General features: G+C 67.9%; 16 protein-coding genes. 9 read left to right on the top strand and 7 right to left on the bottom strand.

Features of this window, described 5'->3' with window-relative positions; all coding sequences use genetic code 11:
• Window positions 1-1118 (bottom strand): hemolysin family protein (locus AC1MLT_RS19540; protein ID WP_481035833.1); only part of this gene is annotated, 1118 nt, incomplete at its 3' end.
• A gap of 727 nt (window positions 1119-1845) precedes the next feature.
• On the opposite strand from AC1MLT_RS19540, the gene AC1MLT_RS19535 reads away from it, so the two are divergent.
• The 6 genes from AC1MLT_RS19535 (at window position 1846) to AC1MLT_RS19510 (ending at window position 9068) form a co-directional block, all read left to right on the top strand.
• Complete coding sequence (locus tag AC1MLT_RS19535; protein WP_481035832.1) at window positions 1846-2199, top strand: hypothetical protein; 354 nt, start codon at window positions 1846-1848, stop codon at window positions 2197-2199.
• A gap of 306 nt (window positions 2200-2505) precedes the next feature.
• Window positions 2506-3615 carry a TolC family protein gene (locus AC1MLT_RS19530; protein ID WP_481035831.1) on the top strand — a complete coding sequence of 370 codons (1110 nt, stop codon included), beginning with the start codon at window positions 2506-2508 and terminating at the stop codon, window positions 3613-3615.
• A 59-nt stretch (window positions 3616-3674) separates the two neighbouring features.
• Window positions 3675-4271: a hypothetical protein gene (locus AC1MLT_RS19525; RefSeq protein WP_481035830.1), complete on the top strand. Its 597-nt coding sequence runs from the start codon at window positions 3675-3677 to the stop codon at window positions 4269-4271.
• 89 nt (window positions 4272-4360) lie between these two features.
• Complete coding sequence (locus tag AC1MLT_RS19520) at window positions 4361-5440, top strand: efflux RND transporter periplasmic adaptor subunit (protein ID WP_481035868.1); 1080 nt, start codon at window positions 4361-4363, stop codon at window positions 5438-5440.
• A 16-nt stretch (window positions 5441-5456) separates the two neighbouring features.
• Window positions 5457-8618 (top strand): efflux RND transporter permease subunit, encoded by a 3162-nt coding sequence (locus tag AC1MLT_RS19515; RefSeq protein WP_481035829.1) that lies wholly within the window; start codon window positions 5457-5459, stop codon window positions 8616-8618.
• Window positions 8619-8684: 66 nt separating this feature from the next.
• A complete protein-coding gene (locus tag AC1MLT_RS19510; RefSeq protein WP_481035827.1) occupies window positions 8685-9068 on the top strand; it encodes a hypothetical protein in 384 nt (127 codons plus the stop codon).
• Between the two features lie 55 nt (window positions 9069-9123).
• Here AC1MLT_RS19510 and AC1MLT_RS19505 read toward each other — a convergent pair whose 3' ends face one another.
• Both AC1MLT_RS19505 and AC1MLT_RS19500 read right to left on the bottom strand, forming a co-directional pair.
• Complete coding sequence (locus tag AC1MLT_RS19505; RefSeq protein ID WP_481035826.1) at window positions 9124-10062, bottom strand: amidohydrolase family protein; 939 nt, start codon at window positions 10060-10062, stop codon at window positions 9124-9126.
• A 6-nt stretch (window positions 10063-10068) separates the two neighbouring features.
• Window positions 10069-10935, bottom strand: coding sequence for a tripartite tricarboxylate transporter substrate binding protein (locus tag AC1MLT_RS19500; RefSeq protein ID WP_481035825.1), 867 nt, complete (start codon window positions 10933-10935; stop codon window positions 10069-10071).
• Window positions 10936-11175: 240 nt separating this feature from the next.
• Between AC1MLT_RS19500 and AC1MLT_RS19495 the strand changes: the two genes are divergently transcribed.
• The 3 genes from AC1MLT_RS19495 to AC1MLT_RS19485 are packed head-to-tail and all read left to right on the top strand — an operon-like array spanning window position 11176 to window position 14036.
• Entirely contained in the window at window positions 11176-12138 is a 963-nt protein-coding gene (locus AC1MLT_RS19495) for a LysR family transcriptional regulator (RefSeq protein ID WP_481035824.1), read from the top strand.
• Window positions 12139-12168: 30 nt separating this feature from the next.
• Window positions 12169-13188 (top strand): Bug family tripartite tricarboxylate transporter substrate binding protein, encoded by a 1020-nt coding sequence (locus AC1MLT_RS19490; protein ID WP_481035823.1) that lies wholly within the window; start codon window positions 12169-12171, stop codon window positions 13186-13188.
• On the top strand, window positions 13185-14036 hold the full coding sequence (locus AC1MLT_RS19485) for an amidohydrolase family protein (RefSeq protein WP_481035822.1): 852 nt from the start codon (window positions 13185-13187) through the stop codon (window positions 14034-14036). The genes AC1MLT_RS19490 and AC1MLT_RS19485 overlap by 4 nt, the downstream gene beginning before the upstream one ends.
• A 98-nt stretch (window positions 14037-14134) precedes the next feature.
• Here the strand turns inward: AC1MLT_RS19485 and AC1MLT_RS19480 are convergent, their stop codons facing one another.
• From AC1MLT_RS19480 to AC1MLT_RS19465, 4 genes are all read right to left on the bottom strand, one after another.
• Window positions 14135-15103 carry a D-2-hydroxyacid dehydrogenase family protein gene (locus tag AC1MLT_RS19480; RefSeq protein ID WP_481035821.1) on the bottom strand — a complete coding sequence of 323 codons (969 nt, stop codon included), beginning with the start codon at window positions 15101-15103 and terminating at the stop codon, window positions 14135-14137.
• 23 nt (window positions 15104-15126) lie between these two features.
• On the bottom strand, window positions 15127-16122 hold the full coding sequence (locus AC1MLT_RS19475) for a Bug family tripartite tricarboxylate transporter substrate binding protein (RefSeq protein WP_481035820.1): 996 nt from the start codon (window positions 16120-16122) through the stop codon (window positions 15127-15129).
• A gap of 69 nt (window positions 16123-16191) precedes the next feature.
• On the bottom strand, window positions 16192-17013 hold the full coding sequence (locus AC1MLT_RS19470; RefSeq protein ID WP_481035819.1) for an amidohydrolase family protein: 822 nt from the start codon (window positions 17011-17013) through the stop codon (window positions 16192-16194).
• Between the two features lie 66 nt (window positions 17014-17079).
• Window positions 17080-18087, bottom strand: coding sequence for a hydroxyacid dehydrogenase (locus AC1MLT_RS19465; protein WP_481035818.1), 1008 nt, complete (start codon window positions 18085-18087; stop codon window positions 17080-17082).
• Between the last annotated feature and the right edge of the window lie 18 nt (window positions 18088-18105).

Here is an 18105-nt window from a genome sequence, read left to right as displayed (position 1 = left end):
GGCACCTCGTTGAGGGTCAGACGATCCTTGAGCTCGGGAACCGGTATGTGGCCATCGAGCAGCCAGCTCCCGTCCTCGCGCTGCACCGCCCACGAGGTCTGTGGATTTCGAGGATGAAACTCTCCCGTGATCGCTTCGATCAGGTCCTGCAACGTGACGATGCCTTGAACCTGCCCGTACTCGTCGATGACGAATGCCATGTGAACGTCGGAGGAGCGAAAGTTATCCAGCAGTTCCATGCCCGTGAGAGTCTCAGGAACGAACAGCGGCGACTGCAGATCCTGACTGGCCAGATCGCGCGGTGCTCCACGCAGGGCCTCGGCCAGCCACTTGCGTGCATTGACCACGCCCAGGATCTGGTCGAGTCCGCCATGAACGAGCGGAAAACGCGCATGGTCGGAGGCCTCGACCCGAGCAAGGTTGTCTTCGAACGACAGATTGATGTCGAGCACCATGACATCGCCACGCGGCACCATGAGCGAGCCGATCTGACGGTCGTCGAGGCGAAAGACGTTGCGCACCATGGCATGCTCGTGCGACTCGATCACCCCGGCGGTGGTGCCCTCGACCAGCATCGCGTGGATCTCTTCCTCGGTCACCGGGCTGCCACTGGTTTCCTTGACACCCAGCAGGCGCAGCAGGGTGCGGGTGGACACCGACAGCAGCACCACGAACGGCTTGGTGGCCATGGCCAGCATGTTGATCGGTCGTGCAACCAGGCGTGCGAAAGTCTCTGGATGCGACTGTCCGATGCGCTTGGGCACGAGTTCACCCACGACGATCGAAAAGTACGTGATCGTCAGCACCATCAGACCCGTGGCGGCGTACCCAGCCTGGGTCGCCGGGACGCCCAGACTCGTCAACCAGACGGCCAGTGGGCCGGCCAGCGCGGCTTCGCCAACGATGCCGTTGAGCACACCGATGGAAGTGATGCCAATCTGGATGGTGGACAGAAACCGCGTCGGGTCCTGTCCCAGTTCGACCGCGGCCTTGGCAGATCGGTTGCCCTCATCCACGAGCTTCTGCAGCCGTGCCTTGCGTGCGGTGACCAGTGCGATCTCCGACATGGCAAACAAGCCGTTGAGGAGGATGAGAGCGAAAAGTATGGCGATTTCCATAGGGAGTACGTTGGAGATGTGGAAAGCCGTCCGAGCGATGCGGGTGCCCAGTGGGACAGCGAGAATTTGAAGGATGCGGGTCGCTGGAATGGCAACGAAACCGGTTCCTGGACCACCGGGTCAAGTCGGCTCAGGAATGAAGACTGGAAGGCTCAGACGCTGCGTGGAGGGCGCCGTAGTCCCTCCAGGAATGGAGGCGCTTGCGGCACTTCATCCGCCCATGCAGGACAGGGTGTCCGGGTTGCGCAGCGGGGCACCGCGCAGTGCATGTCAACCCACGGCGCAAGGTCCGGGGCCGGTTCGGCGAAGGGCTGAGATGGTTGGTCGTCCACCCAGTGATCGTCCATCGATCCCTGCGCGTCGCTGCGCTTCGCATCGCCCGGGACAGTGACAGTGACAGTGGCGGTCGAGGCGGGTGTTTCCAGCGCTTCTGCGAATCGCTGTTCAGCGACGGCGACGCTCGACCACAGCATGACCATGGCCATCAAGAAAGCAAGAACGCGGGGGAACATCAGTGACTCAGTGTATCGAAGCCTCGCGAAACGCATCGACCGGACGCCGAGCGACCAAGCATGCTGCAGGTCGGACCACGCCCTTGAAACCTTGTTCCGTACCCCGCCAGACCTTGGCCCTCTCGCGTCTCGAGTCACTGCGCACCCGATCCACAAGACCTTCTCCATCGCCGCGCCGCCACGGAGGACCCGACCCACTCGACTAAACTCGACCCGTGCATCGTGGACTGGTCCTCGTTCTTCTCGTCATCTCTGCGTTTTGGCAAGTCGTTGCCATCGCGGGCCAAGCCACGGCTTTTGGCACGAAGGAAGAAACGTCGCACGCCCTGCTGCACTGGCAGGAAGAGAAGCACCACCACCATGAGGATGGCACGGTGACCCAGGACGACTCGGACGAATCTCTCCAGCACGTCGTTGCCGATGGCTGCCTGAGCGTCCATGCCTTCTGGACCACACCTTCCTTGACCTTCGCGCCAGCCCAAGGATTCCATCCCTCGATGGCCATCGAGGTGGCTGTGCCCGCGCCACCTCCCGACGGGCCGCGACGGCCTCCCCGACCGACCACCTGAAAACGTCCTTGCCCATCCTGCGTTCGCGCGGTTGGGTCGTTTTCACGTCGGTGACCCACACAGCTCCGGTTCCCACGCGCCCGCGTGGTGCCCGGCATGGCCCGGTTCACTGGCACGTCAGTCAGGAATCCTGTGAAACCCGTTCCATGGTTCGTGTCCTGCGCCCTCGCAGGCCTCGCGTTCTGGGGAAACGTCATGCCTGCCACCGCGCAGACCATCGCGTTCCCTCTCGCTACTCCCGCATCATCGAGTTCGGCGGGTGCTCCCTCTCTCGCCCAGGCCGTTGACGCAGCATGGCAGCGTGCCGTGCAGGCCTCCGAGGCCACGGCGCAGACGCGACGCGCGGCCGCCGAGCGCGTTGCCGCGAGCAGCTTTTCGGCCCTGCCGCCGGCGCTGGAGATCAACCACCTCAACGACCGCGCCCAGTCCAATGCCGGACGCCGCGAGACCGAGGTCGGCGTCGCTTGGCCGTTGTGGTTGCCAGGCCAGCGCGATGCCCGGCTGGCGGTGGCCGAAGCCGAGATCGGCCTGGCCGACATCGGGATCGAGGCCGCACGTCTCCGCGTCGCCGGCCAGGTGCGCGACCTCGCGTGGCGCGCATCCGCGGCCGAGGCCGAGGTACAGGCCCTCGGTGCCGAAAAAAGCTACGTCCAGGGCATCGCCGAGGACGTCCAGCGCCGCGTGGGTGCCGGCGACCTGGCGCGCTCGGACGCGCTGGCCGCGCAAGGTGAATCGCTGGAAGCCGAGGCCCTGCAAAGCGATGCCCTGCAGCGCCTTCAGGCACTGCGCCTCCAATGGCAGACGCTCACGGGCCTGGGCTCGTTGCCCGTGCTGTTGCTGCCCGCCGACGTCGACGCCAGCACCGAGACGGCGATTTCCTCGGTCGCGGGCCATCCCGAACGGCGTCTGGCGAACCAGGCCGTCGAGCGCGCCCGGCGGCGGTTCGATGTCGTCACCCGCTTTCGACGCGATGCGCCCGAGCTGAGCGTCAAGTACCGCGAGGAGATTCCAGGCCTTGGACAAGGCACCCAGCGAGGCATGGGCGTGGGACTGCGCATCCCTTTCGGAACCGACGGGCGCAACGCGCCGCTGCAGGCGGCCGCTGCGGGCGAGCTCGAGGTGGCGCAGGCCAACGAGCGGCGCTTGGACGCCCAGCTGGACGCGGATCTGCGGACCACACGCAGCGCGCTCGTGCGTGCGGCACAGCAACTCGAGACCGCGCGCACCCGTGCAGGCCTCCTGCGCGAGCGCGCCCAGCTGATCGAGCAATCGTTCAAGGCCGGCGAGACGCCCTTGCCCGAACTGCTGCGCGCCGTGAACGCCGCCGCGCGCGCCGATGCATCCCTGGTTCGCCAGCGTGCCGCCCTCGGGCTGGCGCAAGCCCAACTTCAACAAGCCCTGGGAGTCCTTCCATGACATGTCTCGCTCCCGGCACTTTGCCGACCCTCGCCCGTCGACTGCACGGAGTCCTGTTGATGGCGCTGATGACCGTGGCGGGCACCACCACCTGGGCGGCGCCCGGCGCCCACGGTCCCAACGGCGAACACCTCGCCGCACCGGCGCAGGGCGCAACGACCAGTGGCCGTGGCGCACCGCGCATGGAAGCCGTATCCGAGGCCTTCGAGCTCGTGGCCGTGTTGCGCGCCGATGAACTGTCGATGCTCATCAACCGCTTCGAGACCAGCGAGCCGGTGCTCGACGCCCAGGTGGAAGTGGAGTCCGGCAATCTCAAGGCAGTTGCCAGGTTCCATTCGGACCTGGGCGACTATGCGGTGGACGATGCCGCATTTCTCCAGGCGCTGCACACGCCCGGTGAGCATGCCCTGGTCATCACCGTCTTGGCGGGCGACGACACGGACCTGCTCGATGGCTCGCTGCGCACGACCGGGGAAGCCACGGCCAACGCCGCCGACACGGCTGGTCACGGGCATGGTCATGCGCCGGGGGACGACCCGGGTCACGGCATCCCGCGCAAGGCATGGATCGCTGGCGCCGTGCTGGCCGTCCTGGGCCTGGCCCTCTGGCTGCTGCGCAGCCGCTCTTCTCGCCCATCCACCGGAGCTGCGCCATGAGCCGCCTGATCGTCATGTCGTTTTCACTTTCAGATGCCTGCCGTTCGAAGCTGGCAGTGGGTTTTGCCGCACTGGCACTGGGCTGGCCGATGAGCTCGTTGGCAGCGCCCGGCGCCCACGGACCCAACGGCGAGCACCTCGATGCGCCGGGGAGCAGCAGTCCGACGTCGGGTCTGGCCCGGCTGAGCGACGGCAGCGTGCAGGTGCCCATGCTGGCCCAGCGCCGGCTGGGCATCCGGACCGCGATCCCCCTGGAGAGCGAAGCTGCAGTGACCCTCGAGCTGCCGGGCCGGGTGGTGGTCGACCCCAATGCCAGCGGCCGGGCGCAGGCCGTCCATGGGGGCCGGGTGATGCCGGGTCCGCGCGGACTGCCGGTGGCGGGTCAGACCGTGCGCAAGGGCGAGGTACTGGTGCATGTCCAGCATCACGCCGAACCCTATGCCCAAGCCGCACAGCAATCGCAACTGGCCGAACTGCGCAGCGGCCGCGCACTCGCAGCCCAGCGCGTCCAGCGGCTCGAAGCCCTGGAGGGCACCGTGCCGCGCAAGGACATCGAGGCGGCGCGGGCCGAACTGCAGAGCCTGTCGACGCGCGAGCGGGTCATCGGCGCGAGCATCTCGAGCCGAGAGTCGCTGGTGGCGCCGGTCTCGGGCGTCATCGCGAGAGCCGATGCGGTCGCTGGGCAGATCGTCGAGGCCCGCGACGTGCTGTTCGAGGTCATCGATCCGAGTCGCGTGCTGGTCGAGGCGACGACGCCCGATCCGGCGCTGGCCGCGCGCGTGCGGGCGGCCTCGCTCCAGGGGACACCGGGCGTGAAGCTCACCTTCCTGGGTGCCGCGCGCTCGCTGCGCGATGGGGTGTTACCGCTGACCTTCCGGGCCGAAGCCAGCAAGGCCGGCATGGCGCTGCCATTGGCAGTCGGGCAACCGGTCACCGTGCTCGCGTCTTCCAATGACCACGTCAAGGGGTTCGTATTGCCAGCGGCGGCGGTCTCGCGCAATGCCGCCAATGAACCCATCGTCTGGATCAAGGCGGGTGCCGAGCGCTACATCGCCCAGCCGGTGCAGTTCCGCCCGCTGGATGCCGCCACGGTGGTCGTGACCCAGGGCCTCGGCGCGGACAACCGCGTCGTGGTCCAGGGCGCCTCGCTGATCGCGCAGATCCGCTGAACCGGGAGCCGGCCGAATGTTCAACTGGATCGTCCGCAGCAGCCTTCACAACCGCCTGTTCGTGCTGGCCATCGCTGCCCTGCTGCTGGTCTACGGCGCCATCACCGCCTGGCGCGCACCCGTCGACGTGTTCCCCGACCTCAACAAGCCGCTGATCACCGTGCTGACCGAGGCCGGCGGCCTGGCGCCCGAGGAGGTCGAGCAGCTCGTGACCTTTCCGCTGGAGACGGCCCTCAACGGCACGCCGGGGGTGACGCGGGTGCGCTCCACCTCGGGCGTGGGCCTGTCGATCGTCTATGCCGAGTTCGACTGGGGTACCGACATCTACCGCAACCGCCAGCTCGTGGCCGAGCGGCTGACCGTGATCGGCGCGCAGCTGCCCGCCGGCATCACCCCGGTCATGGGGCCGGTCTCCTCGATCATGGGCGAGGTGATGCTGATCGCCCTGCCGCTGGGATCGGCGGATGGCAAGACGATCGCCGATCCGATGCAGGCACGCGAGTGGGCCGACTTCGTGCTGCGCCCGCGCCTGCTGTCGATCGCCGGCGTCTCGCAGGTCATCCCGATCGGCGGCGACGTGCGCCAGCTGCGCGTCGAACCGGACACGGCGCGCATGGCGCAGTTCGGCGTCTCGCTCACCCAGGTCGAGCAGGCCCTGCGCGGCTTCGCCGGCAACGCGGGTGGTGGTTTCATCGACCTCAACAGCCGCGAGTTCCTGATCCGTCATCTCGGACGCACGAACCGCGTCGAGGACCTGCGCGGTATCGCCGTGGCCTGGAAGGACGGCCGCGCCGTGCTGCTCGACCAGGTGGCGACCGTGCGTTTCGCGCCGGCCATGAAGCGCGGCGATGCCGGCTACGACGGCGCGCCGGCCGTCATCGTCAGCGTGCAGAAGCAGCCCTCGGCCGACACCGTGCAACTCACGCGCGCCATCGAGGCCGTGCTGGCCGACATGAGGCAATCCCTGCCGAGCGGACTGGCCGCGCCCAAGGTACTGTTCCGGCAAGCCGATTTCATCGAAGCCTCGATCGGCAACGTGAGCGAGGCGCTGCGCGACGGCGCCATCATGGTGGCGATCGTGCTGTTCGCCTTCCTGCTGTCGGCGCGCACGACGCTGATCTCGCTGATCGCCATCCCGCTGTCGCTGGCCGTCACGGTGCTGATCTTCAAGCTGCTGGGCCAGTCGCTCAATGTCATGACGCTGGGCGGTCTGGCGATCGCCATCGGCGAACTGGTCGACGACGCGGTGGTCGACGTCGAGAACATCGTGCGGCGCCTGAAACAGAACCGCGCGGCCGCCACATCGCTGCCGGTGCTGGAGGTGGTGCGACAGGCCAGTGTCGAAGTGCGATCGGGCATCGTCCATGCCACGACCATCGTGGTGCTGGTGTTCATCCCGCTGTTCGCGCTGCCGGGCATCGAGGGCCGCCTGTTCTCGCCGCTGGGGATCGCCTACATCGCCTCGATCCTGGCGTCGATGGTGGTATCGATGACGGTCACGCCGGTGCTCTGCAGCATCCTGCTGCCGCGGATGAAGCGGCTCGACCACGGCGACAGTCCGGTGGTCGCGTATCTCAAGCGCTGGGACGAACGCGTGTTGGGCTGGTCGTTCCCGCGCGCCCGATGGCTGATCGCCAGCGCCGCGTTGGCCGTCGCTGCAGCCGCAGCCAGCGTGCCGTTCCTCCCGCGCGCCTTCCTGCCGGCGTTCAACGAGGGCTCGCTGGTGCTGGGCATGGTCTTCAATCCCGGCACCGCGCTGGCCGAGGCCAACCGCATGGGTGCCCTGGCCGAGACGCTCATCGCCGAGGTTCCCGAGGTGACGCAGGTCGGTCGCCGCACGGGCCGCGCCGAACTCGACGAGCATGCCGAGGGCGTGCATTCGGCCGAGATCGACGTCGACCTGAAGCGCTCCGGGCGCGACCGCGAGACCATCACGGCCGACATCCGGGCCCGCCTGGCCGTGCTGCCCGCCCAGGTCGCGATCGGCCAGCCGATCTCGCACCGGCTCGACCACCTGCTCTCCGGCGTGCGGGCGCAGATCGCGCTGAAGATCTTCGCCGAGGACACCGACACGCTGCGCAGCCTGGGCGAGCAGGTCCGCCAGGGCCTGGCGGGCATCCCGGGCCTGGTCGACCTGTCGGTGGAAAAGCAGGTGCTCATCCCGCAGATCACGGTGCGCCTCGACCAACGCAGGCTGGCGCAGACGGGACTGGCGCCGGGCGAGGCGATCCGCATCCTGCAGGCACTCACCGACGGCGCGCACGGCGCCACCATCGTCGACGGACTGCGTCGCTACGAGCTGGTGCTGCGCCTGCCGGACCACCGGCGCGGTCCGCTGGACCTGGCCAATACCCTGGTCGACACGCCCGCCGGACGGCTCCCGGTCTCCAGTTTCGCAACGGTGCAAGAGACCGACGGGCCCAACCAGATCGGACGGGAGAATGGCCGCCGGCGCATCGTGGTCTACGCCAACACCGATGGCGCCGACATGACTCGGGTGGTCGCCGACATCCGCGCCGTGATCGCCAGGACGTCGCTGGCCAACGGGGCGTTCATCAGCCTCGAAGGCCAGTTCCAGGCGCAGGAGCAGGCGATGGAGCTGATCGTCGGGCTCTCGGCCATCTCGCTCGCCCTGATCTTCCTGGTGCTGTTCTCACGCTACCGGTCCGTGGTGCTCGCAGGCATCGTCATGGGCAATATCCCGCTGGCGCTCATCGGCAGCGTGATCGCGATGTGGCTCGGCGGCATCAGCCTGTCGGTGGCGTCGATGGTCGGCTTCATCACGCTGGCGGGCATCGCCACGCGCAATGGCATCCTGAAGATCAGCCACTACATCAACCTGTGCCGCTTCGAGGGCGAGCGGTTCACGCAGTCGATGATCGTGCGCGGCTCGCTGGAGCGCCTGACGCCGGTGCTGATGACGGCCCTGGTCGCGGCCTTCGCCCTGACGCCGCTGCTGCTGGCCGCCGACGCACCCGGCAAGGAGATCCTGCACCCCGTGGCGGTGGTCATCTTCGGCGGCCTGATCAGCTCGACCCTGCTCGACACCCTGCTCACGCCGCTGCTGTTCTGGCGCTTCGGTCGCCAGGCGGCCGAGCGGCTGACGGGCACCGATGCCGATGCCGATGCCGAGGCCGGCAGAGCGACTGCGCCAGTGCGTCCGCAGGAGACGTACTGACCGACATCCACTGGCCCGCCCCGTTCGTCCTTTTCCCTCGTCTCACCCCTTCAAGGAATGCTCATCATGACTCTCAAACTCTCCCGCCTGTTCGCCGCCATGCTCCTGAGCGCCGCCGCGCTGGGCGCTGCCACCGTGTCGGCCCACGGCACCGCGCCCGCCAGGCATGGCGGCGTCGTGCAGAGCGCCAACGACCTGTCGTTCGAACTCGTCGCGACGCCCGACGGTGCGGCGCTGCATGTCGACGACCACGACAAGGCGTACGACGCCAGGAAGCTGAGCGGCAAGCTCACCGTGCTCCAGGGCAGCAACAAGACGGAAGTCCCCTTGACCCCGGCCGGCGGCAACAGGCTCGAAGCCAGGGGCGTGAAGCTGGACAAGGGCGCCAAGGCCGTGGCCGTTGTCACCGACGGGAGCAGGACGACGACGGTGCGTTTCACCCTGAAGTGAAGCGGCCATCGACGAACCCTCATCGCCCGTCGCCGGCGGCGCGTGCGTCCTCCGATCAGGGCCGCAGCGGCGGCACCCTGCGGGCCGGCGCGGACTTCGGGATCGTCATGTCGCCATAGAGGGCGCGGGGGTTGTCCACGAGGATGCGTCTGCGGACGGCCTCGTCGGGCACCCAGTCGGCCAGCAGGTCGAAGAGATCGCCGTCGTTGGGCATGGCGCGACCGTTCATGTTCACATGCGGCCAGTCGCTGCCCCACAGCAGCCGCTCGGGGTTGGCCGCGACCAGCGCCCGTGCCATCGGCGTGACCGAGGCGTAGGGAGGATCGCCCGTGGCGCATCGCATCGGACCCGACAACTTGACCCAGACACGCCCCGTGTCGAGCAGCCGCAACAGGCACTGCATGGCGGGCTGGTCGATGCCACCCGCGGCCGGAATCGCGGCGAAGTGGTCCAACACGATGTCGTTGGGCATGGCGAGCAAGGCATCGGCGAAACGCGGCAGATCGTCCCCGGCCGGATAGAACTGCACGTGCCAGCCGACGTCGGCCACGCGTGACGCGATCCCGGGCGACAGCCGCGGCAAGGCGCCGACATGGCCGGGGCTGACGAAGCGCGCGCCGCGCACGCCCAGACCGTCGAGCCGGCGCAACTCCGCCGGCGTGACGTCATCGGGCAGCAGCGCCACGCCACGGAAACGGTCCGGGTGTCGCTCGAGCACTTCGGCCAGATGCGCATGGCTGCGGCCATAACCGCCGCCACTGACCACCACCGCGCCGGACAGGCCCAGCGTGTCCTGCAAGGCGATGTGGGTGGCGGGCAGCGCATCCTGCGAGACATACCGGCTTCCCGGATGGAAGGGATGCCTTTCGGCCGGACCGAACAGGTGCACGTGGCAGTCGATGGCGCCGGGCGGGCAGGCCGTGCGCGGCCTGCGCGGATGAGGATCCGGTGGCTGCGTGAGGGGCGGCTGGGTGGATGAAGGAGCAATGGTCATGTCGGGTCATTCCACGGAGATGTGCGAAGCGCGCACGACGTCGGCCCACTGGCCGAGTTCCGCATGGATGCGCTTCGAGAAACCCGTCGGATCGCTTCCGACCGGATCGACGCCGGCTTCGCGCAATTGCGTCGTGTAGGCGGCATCGTCCTGGAAGCGGGCGATGGCGGCACCGAGCCGGTCGACAATGGCCACGGGCGTCCTGGCCGGCGCCAGGATGCCCATCCACAGGATGCCCTCGTAACCCGTCATGCCGAGTTCGGCGATGGTCGGAATGTCGGGCATCAGCGCCGAGCGGCGCGCACTGGCGATGGCCAGGGCGCGCAGCCGTCCGCTGCGCACATGAGGCGACGCGGTGGCGATGGTGTCCATCTTCACCGCGAGCTGGCCCGCGATGAGGTCGTTCAAGGCCGGTGCGGCGCCTTTGTAGGGCACGTGCGTCACCTTGATCCCCAGGCGCTGCAGCAGGAGTTCCATGGTCACGTGAGGCAGCGTGCCGTTGCCCGCCGACCCGTAGTCGAGGGCACCGGGATGCGCCTTCGCATAGGCGACGAAACCGGGAAAGTCGCGAAATGGCTGACTGCTGCTGGCCACCAGCAGCTCGGGTATCTCGGCCACCAGCGCGATCGGCGCGAAATCCTTTTCGGTATCGAACGGCAGGCGCGGGAACAGTGCCGGGTTGATGGTGTGGTTGGGCGTGGTGAAGAGCAGCGTGTAGCCATCCGGCGGTGACGTCGCGACGCGGCCCGAGGCGATCACGCCACCGGCACCGGGAAGGTTGTCCACCACGACCGGCGAGCCCAGCGCGCGCCCGAGCTGCACGGCGGCCAGGCGGGCCGTGACATCGACCGTGCCGCCAGCGGAGAAAGGCACAATCAGGCGGATGGGGCGTGTCGGCCAGTCGCCGTCGGCCGCATGCGCCCAGCGTGCCGCGATGGACGAGAGTCCAGCGGCGCCAAGGAGGACTCGGCGGGTCAGTCGGGGCATGTCGGATCCTGTCGTGCGAAGCAAGAGGCGCTGCAGTACACCATTCGGGCAGATCACCCACAAATGATTTGTTCGCATGGGCGGATGAATCGATTTCACGTTCCTGATCGGGCGGGCGCCAGGTCCATGCACATCGACTTTCTAGGCATTCAGGCCTTCCTGGCCATCGTGGAGACCGGCAGCTTCCAGCTCGCCGCGACGCAACTCAACCTGTCCCAGACGGCAGTCAGCCACCGCATGCGCAAGCTCGAGGAGGCCCTCGGTGTGCGCCTGATCGACCGGACCACGCGCGACGTGACCCTGAGCGAGGCCGGCCGCGCGCTGCTGCCCAATGCGCGCAGCGCCGTGCGCGAGCTGGGCATGTCGTGCGAAGCAGTGCGCCAGCACGGTCAGAACGCGAACCACTGGCTGGCCTTCGCCTGCCTCCCGACCTTGTGCACGAACCTGGTGAGCCCGTTGCTGCGTGCCGCAAGCGATGCGTGGCCGGACACTCTGGTTCGCGTCTTCGACACGTCGATCAGGGAAATCGTCGAGGTGGTGACATCGCGGGTCGCCTCCTTCGGACTGACGGTGGTGCAACCGGGCTACGGCGATCTCGTCATGCAGCCGGTGGCGGTCGAACCCTTCGTGCTGATCTGCCCGCCGGACCACCCCCTGGCCGTCAATCCCGGCGTCGACTGCGCCGTGCTGGAGGGCGAACCCCTGATCCGCATCAGTCTGCCATCGGGCAACAGCATGCTCGTCGAAGAGGCGCTGGGTCCTCTTCGCGACCGGCTCCATTGGCGCTACGAAGCATTGCACAACGCCATGGCGATCGAGATGGTGCGCGCCGGACTGGGCCTGACCATCGTGCCGAGCCTGTCGGTGCCGCACGGCGCCGGCGTCGGCGTGGTGCGCATCGCGGCGCCGAGGATGTGTCGCGAGCTTTGCCTGCTGACCCGCCGCGACGATGCCCCGAGCGAGCAGGAAAGCTGGATGCGGGATCGCGCCATCGGCTGGCTGCGCCAGCAGCTGTCCGATGGACAAGATGATTCGGCTGCATGGGTGGCGCCAAACGATTCATTTGTTCCAGCGCCGCGGGCTCCCTAGACTTTCTCCGGTTCATTCAGGAGACAAGCCATGCCCCATCCAGCTGCCCCATCGCCGGGCGGAGAGTCCTCCCTGCCCGCGCCGGCGTGCAGCCGTCGATCGCTGCTGCGATTGGCCACCGTGGGCATCCTGGCGCCCTGGCAGCTGACGCACGCCGCCGATCCGTATCCGAGCCGGCCCATCCACATCATCGTCCCCTTCGGCCCGGGCGGACTGGCCGACATTTCCATGCGGATCGCGGGCCAGAAACTCAGCGAGCGCCTGGGTCAGCCGGTGGTCGTCGACAACCGGCCCGGCGCTGGCGGGGTCTCGGCAGCCAATGCCGCGCTGACGGCGCCGAAGGACGGCTACACGCTGATCATGTTCACCAATGGCACGACCATCGCCAAGACGCTCTACAAGCAGTCCTATGACTACGAGAGCGATTTCGCGCCGGTCTCCACCCTGGCGTATTTCGACCTGATCCTGCTCGTGGGCAAGGACAGTCCCGTGCCGGACCTGGCCGCGCTGCTGGCCGAGGGCCGCAAGCGCCGCCTGAACATCGGCACCATCAATCCAGGCAGCACGCAACACCTGTCGGCGGAACTGTTCCGCTCGGTCTCGAAGGTGCAGGCCGACGTCATCCCCTACAAGAGCACGCCTGAAGTGCTCACGGCCCTGATCCGCGGCGACGTCGACGTCGCCTTCGAGTCCTATGCCGCCCTGAAATCGGCGGTCGACAGCGGCCAGGTCCGGGTGATCGCGGCGACGGGCCGCGAGCGCTCGCCCTGGCTGCCCCAGGTGCCGACCGTGCGCGAGGCAGGACTGCCCGGGTACGAGGTCGCCGGATGGAACGCGCTGTATGCAGCGCGCGGCACGCCCCAGGTGGCCATCGATACGCTGCAGCAACGGATGCAGGAGGTGATGGCGATGCCCGAGATGCGTCAACGCCTCCTCGCCCTGGGCACCGATCCCAGAGCCAGCACGCCCGGCGAACTCGCCGCCCTCTTCCACCGCGACGCCGAAAGCTGGGCGCGGGTCATCCACACTTCCGGCATCAAATCCCAATGAATTCCAATTCCGAAGACTTCGAAGACTTCGAAACCCCCCGGGCCACCGCGCCGTCGCGACGCACCACGCCCCTGGTCGACAGCCACGTGCACATCTTCAGGCGCAACATGCCTCTGGTGCCCGACCCGCGTCATGCGCCGGACTACGAGTTCACCGCGGAGCAACTCGACGCCACCCTCGCCGCCCACGGCGTGGCCCACTGCGTCATCGCCGCGGCCAGCCCCTGGGGCGACGTGAACGACTACGTCATCGCCTCGCTGCGCACGCGCCCCCAATGGCGTGGTACCGCCATCCTCGAGCCCTCGACCGACCGCTACATCCTCGAACGCATGGCCGAAGATGGCATGGTCGGCGTGCGCCTGCCCTTCATCAGCCTGCGCGACCTGCCGGACCTCGACAGCTGGGAGTGGCGCAAGTTCCTCTATCGCCTGGCCGACATGGACTGGCACGTGCACCTGCACCTGGACGGGCCGCGCATCCCGCAGGTGTTGCCGCAGCTCGAGCGCTCGGGCGTGAAGATCGTGATCGACCACATCGGCCGGCCCGACCCGGTGCTGGGTGTCGCCAGCGAGGGTTTCAAGGCCGTGGTGCGTTCGGTCGAGCAAGGGCGCACCTGGGTCAAGCTGTCGGGAGCCTATCGACTGGGTCCGCAGGCGGCGGACCATGCGCGCGAGCTGTGTCGGCGCGTGGGTTACGAGCGCATGCTGTGGGCCAGCGATTGCCCCTTCGTCGGGGCGGAAAGCACGGTCTACCAGAGCACGATCGACTGGCTGGAGACGGTGGTGCCCGATGCGGTGGACCGTGACCGCATCACCGGCGAGAACGCTCTGAGGCTCTACTTTCTCTGACACGACCCGGGGACGGTCCCGGACATCCAGGTACAGGAGACGCGTCCTCCTGTGCCCGCTCCCCGATGGGCCACCCCACCACTTCCCTGCGAACTGTCTCAAGCGGCCGCCGCTGCCGCGTTCTCGGCCTGCTCCAGGCGGCCGTCGGCAAAGCGGTTGATGTTGTCGAACGCGATGCCGAAGTAACGCTCGTAGTTGTCCCTCTCCACATAGCCGATGTGGGGCGTGCACAAGGCGTTGGGCAGGGCCGCCAGGGGATGACCGGGATGCATCACCGGCTCCTGCTCGTACACGTCCACCGCCGCGAAGCCCGGCCGGCCGCGCACCAGCGCCTGTTCCAGCGCGTGAGGCTCGATCAGTTCGGCGCGGCTGGTATTGACCAGCAGGGCGGTGGTCTTCATCCGGTCCAGATCGCAGGCAGTGACCAGCCCGATGGTTTCGGGATTCAGCCGCACATGCAGGCTGATGATGTCGCTGTCCTCGAAGAACGCCTCGCGCGAGGGTGCGACCTCCACCCCGTCGCGGCGTGCCATGTCGGTGGAACCCTGGCGTCCCCACACCCACACCCGCATGCCGAAAGCCTTGCCGAAACCCGCCACCTGCCGGCCGATCCGGCCATAGCTCCAGACGCCCAGCCGCTGGCCACCGAGCTGCTGGCCCAGATGGCGCTGCCACAGCCCCTGACGCATGCCGATGGCCTCCTGCACCAGGAAGCGCCGGCTGGCCAGCGCCAGGGTCCAGGCGAGTTCGGCGGTGGCCGAACCGGCGCCGCTCCCCTCGGTGACCACCACCCCACGCGCCGCGCAGGCTCGCAGATCGACATGGCCGGCGAGTTTGCCGGTCTGACTGATGATCCGCAGCCGGGGCAGGCGTTCCAGCAGCGCCGCGTCGATACGGGTGCGCTCGCGGGTCAGCACGATGGCGTCGGCATCGGCGAAACGCTCGGCCAGAGCGTCGATACCGGTCACCGTGTCGTGGAACACCCGAACCTCGTGACCGGCCAGGCGAGCGAAACAATCGAGGCTGCGAACGCAGTCCTGGTAGTCGTCGGGTATGACGATGCGCATGGTTTTACCTCTCCGTGACCGGGCTATTGCAGGGTGATGTGGAGTTGCTCGACCGTGCGTTTCCACAGCGCCAGATCATTGCGGACCAGCGTGGTGAATTCGGCTGGCGACTGGCCGCCGGGCTCGATGCCCTGCGCCCGGAAGACATCCGCCACCTCGGGCGAGGCCAGGGCGCGTCGCACCTCGGCGTGCAGCTTCTGCATGACCGGCCCCGGCGTTCCGGCGCGGGCCATCAGGCCATACCAGCCATGGACGTCGAAGCCCGGATAGCCCTGCTCGGCCACGGTCGGCACATCGGGCAGGCCGGCGAAGCGACGCGACGGCGCCACCGCGATGGCGCGCAGCTTGCCCGCACGGATCTGCGGCAGCGCGCTGCTCATGTCGAGGAACATGAACTGGATCCGGCCACCCAGCAGGTCCTGCACCGCCGGGCCGGCGCCCCGGTAGGGCACGTGGGTCACCTGGATGCCGGCGCGCTGGGCGAACATCGCCGCCCCCAGGTGGGCCGAGGTCCCGTTGCCCGAGGAACCATACGACAGGCTGTCGGGTTGGGCCTTGGCCATGGCCACCAGTGCCGGCAGATCGGCGGCCTCGAAATCCGGCCGCACCACCATGGCGTGCGGTATGTAACCCACCACCGTCAATGGCGCGAATTCACGCAGGGTGTCGAAAGGGTAATTCGGCATCAGCGCTGGATTCGTCACCGCCAGGATCGAGGGAAAGACCAGGGTATGGCCATCGGCTGGCTGGCGGATGATCTCGCTCATGCCGATCACCCCGCCACCGCCGGGCTTGTTGTCGACGATGACCGGCTGGCCCATCGAGGCCGACAGGCTCTTGCCGACCGAACGCGCCATCAGGTCGGTGGGCCCACCCGCGGAGAAAGGCACCACGATGCGGATCGGTTTCGAAGGAAAGACATCGGCCCGGGCGATGCTGGGCAGCACCAGTGGCAGGACCAACGAGCCAGCGAGCGCGGCACTGAAGCGTCGACGCGAACGGTTTTCGAACGGGATCATGGTTGTGTTTCCTTGTCTTGTCATCGGATACGGCGCGCCGCTCGGGATGGCGCTGATGCTCCGGAGTTTTCAAAAGCCATAGAGCGCTGCCGGGTTGCTGACGAGAATCTTGCGGCGCACCTCGTCTTGGGGCACCCAATCGAAAAGCAGGTCGTACAGCGGCGCGATGGCAGGCACCGGATCGCGACCGGGATGGGGCCAGTTGCTGGCCCAGAGGCATCGTTCGGGAAACTTTTCGGCGAGCGTCTGCGCGATCAGGCTCACGTCGTCATAAGCCGGCGCGCCGACCTTGGAGGTTTCATAGGGCGCGGAGAGCTTGATCCAGACGTTGCCGGTGTCCAGGATGCGCAACAGCGACTGGAATGCGGGATGGCCGGGTTCGACCGGCTCGAGAAACTTGCCGTTGTGATCGAGCACCAGGGGACAGGGCAACCGCTTGAGCACCTCCTCGTGAGCAGGAAAACCGCGCCCGTCGAGCTGCAGATTGACCATCCAGCCCACATCGGCCATGCGCGCCGCCATGGGCTCGAGCGAGTCCCAGGTCAGCACGCCACCGATCATCATGTAGCGCACGCCGCGCACACCACCCGCATGCAGGCGCTGTATCTCTCCGGCGGGTGCGTCAGGCGCCAGCAGCGCGATGCCGCGAGCGTCGTCGCCCAGCTCAGCGATGGCCGCCAGCAGACAATCGTTGTCGTAGCCATAGCCCGTGGGCTGCACCACGACGGCGCGCTGCAGGCCGACGGCCTGCTGTGCCTTGCGGTAGAGCGATACCGGTGAGTGGCGCGGCACCCAGGCCACACCCGGAACCAGCGGGTAGCGGTCCTCGTAGATATGGACGTGGCAGTCGCAGGCGCCCGGATAGGTCGTGAGGGTCGTGGCGGGTTCCATGGGGTCTCCTGAAATCTCGGAATCGCTCGGCCTCCCTGCTCGCGGGGAAGCCGGGGAGGAAAGACGTCAACGCGGCGCCGTCGCCGTGAATGCCTCGCGCCATCGGAAGGCCTGGTCGGCGTTGACCGCGCCACGAGGTGCGCGGCCCTGGATCAGTTCAGCCACCTGAGCGACCGTCTCCATCGCCTGATGCTCGATGGCGGGCGGGGTGAGGCCACCGATGTGTGGCGTCGCAATCACCTTGGGATGGGCGGCAAGATGCGGCGACGGCATCTGGTCAGGCGCGCGCCCGACGTCGAGCGCGCAGCCGGCGAGTCGACCGGCGTCGAGCGCGGCGACCAGGGCGGCTTCGTCGACCAGGTTGCCGCGCGAGGCGTTGATGAAGTAGGCGCTCGACTTCATCTTCGCCAGCGCCCGGCCGTCGATCAGGTTCTCCGTCGCGTCGGTCGCGGCCGCCAGGCAGACGATGAAATCCGACGTCGCGAGCAAGTCGTCGAATCCGAGACTGCGAAGCCCTCGTGCATCGACAGTCGCATGGGGATCGTGCACCACGACGTCGACGCCGAAGGCGAGCGCCAGCTGGCAGAAATAGCGGCTGATCTGGCCATAACCGATGACGCCGACCGTGGAGCCCCGCAACTCGCGACCCATGGCAGCCGGTGCCTGCACGCCGGCGCGGTACTGGCCGACCGACGCACTGATGTGGCGGCTCAGATCGATCATCACGCCGATGATCCATTCGGAGACCGAGGCGATGAAACCAGCGCTGGCCTGCGTGACGAGGATGCCGTGCCGATCGGCCGCGCACAGGTCGATGTTGCGGATGTCGATGGCGCAGCGCACGAAGGCCTTCAGATCCGGCAGCGCCGCGAACAGCGCCGCGTCGCCTGCCGTCTGACGATAGGACACGATGACGTCGCAGTCGCCCGCCAGCGCCGCCAGCCGGGTTGATTCGAGGTCGCCCTCCTCGGGGTTGAAACGCACCCGCGCGATGCGCTGCAGTGCCTGGATGGCACGTCCGCCGAAATAGTGGTCCAGCTTGCCCGGCGGGTGGCTGATGAATACCGTGGTCATCGAAGGCCTTGTTGAGAC

It is taken from the genome of Variovorax sp. PEI5 (assembly GCF_056679935.1).
This window is presented reverse-complemented; position numbering and strand designations above follow the sequence as displayed.

Bases quoted from the DNA above. Each gene is read 5' to 3' on its own strand.
- AC1MLT_RS19525 (WP_481035830.1), top strand. From the start codon at position 3,675: ATGGCGCTGATGACCGTGGCGGGCACCACCACCTGGGCGGCGCCCGGC.
- AC1MLT_RS19515 (WP_481035829.1), top strand. From the start codon at position 5,457: ATGTTCAACTGGATCGTCCGCAGCAGCCTTCACAACCGCCTGTTCGTG.
- AC1MLT_RS19475 (WP_481035820.1), bottom strand. From the start codon at position 16,122: ATGATCCCGTTCGAAAACCGTTCGCGTCGACGCTTCAGTGCCGCGCTC.
- AC1MLT_RS19485 (WP_481035822.1), top strand. From the start codon at position 13,185: ATGAATTCCAATTCCGAAGACTTCGAAGACTTCGAAACCCCCCGGGCC.
- AC1MLT_RS19495 (WP_481035824.1), top strand. From the start codon at position 11,176: ATGCACATCGACTTTCTAGGCATTCAGGCCTTCCTGGCCATCGTGGAG.
- AC1MLT_RS19470 (WP_481035819.1), bottom strand. From the start codon at position 17,013: ATGGAACCCGCCACGACCCTCACGACCTATCCGGGCGCCTGCGACTGC.
- AC1MLT_RS19490 (WP_481035823.1), top strand. From the start codon at position 12,169: ATGCCCCATCCAGCTGCCCCATCGCCGGGCGGAGAGTCCTCCCTGCCC.
- AC1MLT_RS19505 (WP_481035826.1), bottom strand. From the start codon at position 10,062: ATGACCATTGCTCCTTCATCCACCCAGCCGCCCCTCACGCAGCCACCG.
- AC1MLT_RS19465 (WP_481035818.1), bottom strand. From the start codon at position 18,087: ATGACCACGGTATTCATCAGCCACCCGCCGGGCAAGCTGGACCACTAT.
- AC1MLT_RS19510 (WP_481035827.1), top strand. From the start codon at position 8,685: ATGACTCTCAAACTCTCCCGCCTGTTCGCCGCCATGCTCCTGAGCGCC.
- AC1MLT_RS19480 (WP_481035821.1), bottom strand. From the start codon at position 15,103: ATGCGCATCGTCATACCCGACGACTACCAGGACTGCGTTCGCAGCCTC.
- AC1MLT_RS19520 (WP_481035868.1), top strand. From the start codon at position 4,361: ATGAGCTCGTTGGCAGCGCCCGGCGCCCACGGACCCAACGGCGAGCAC.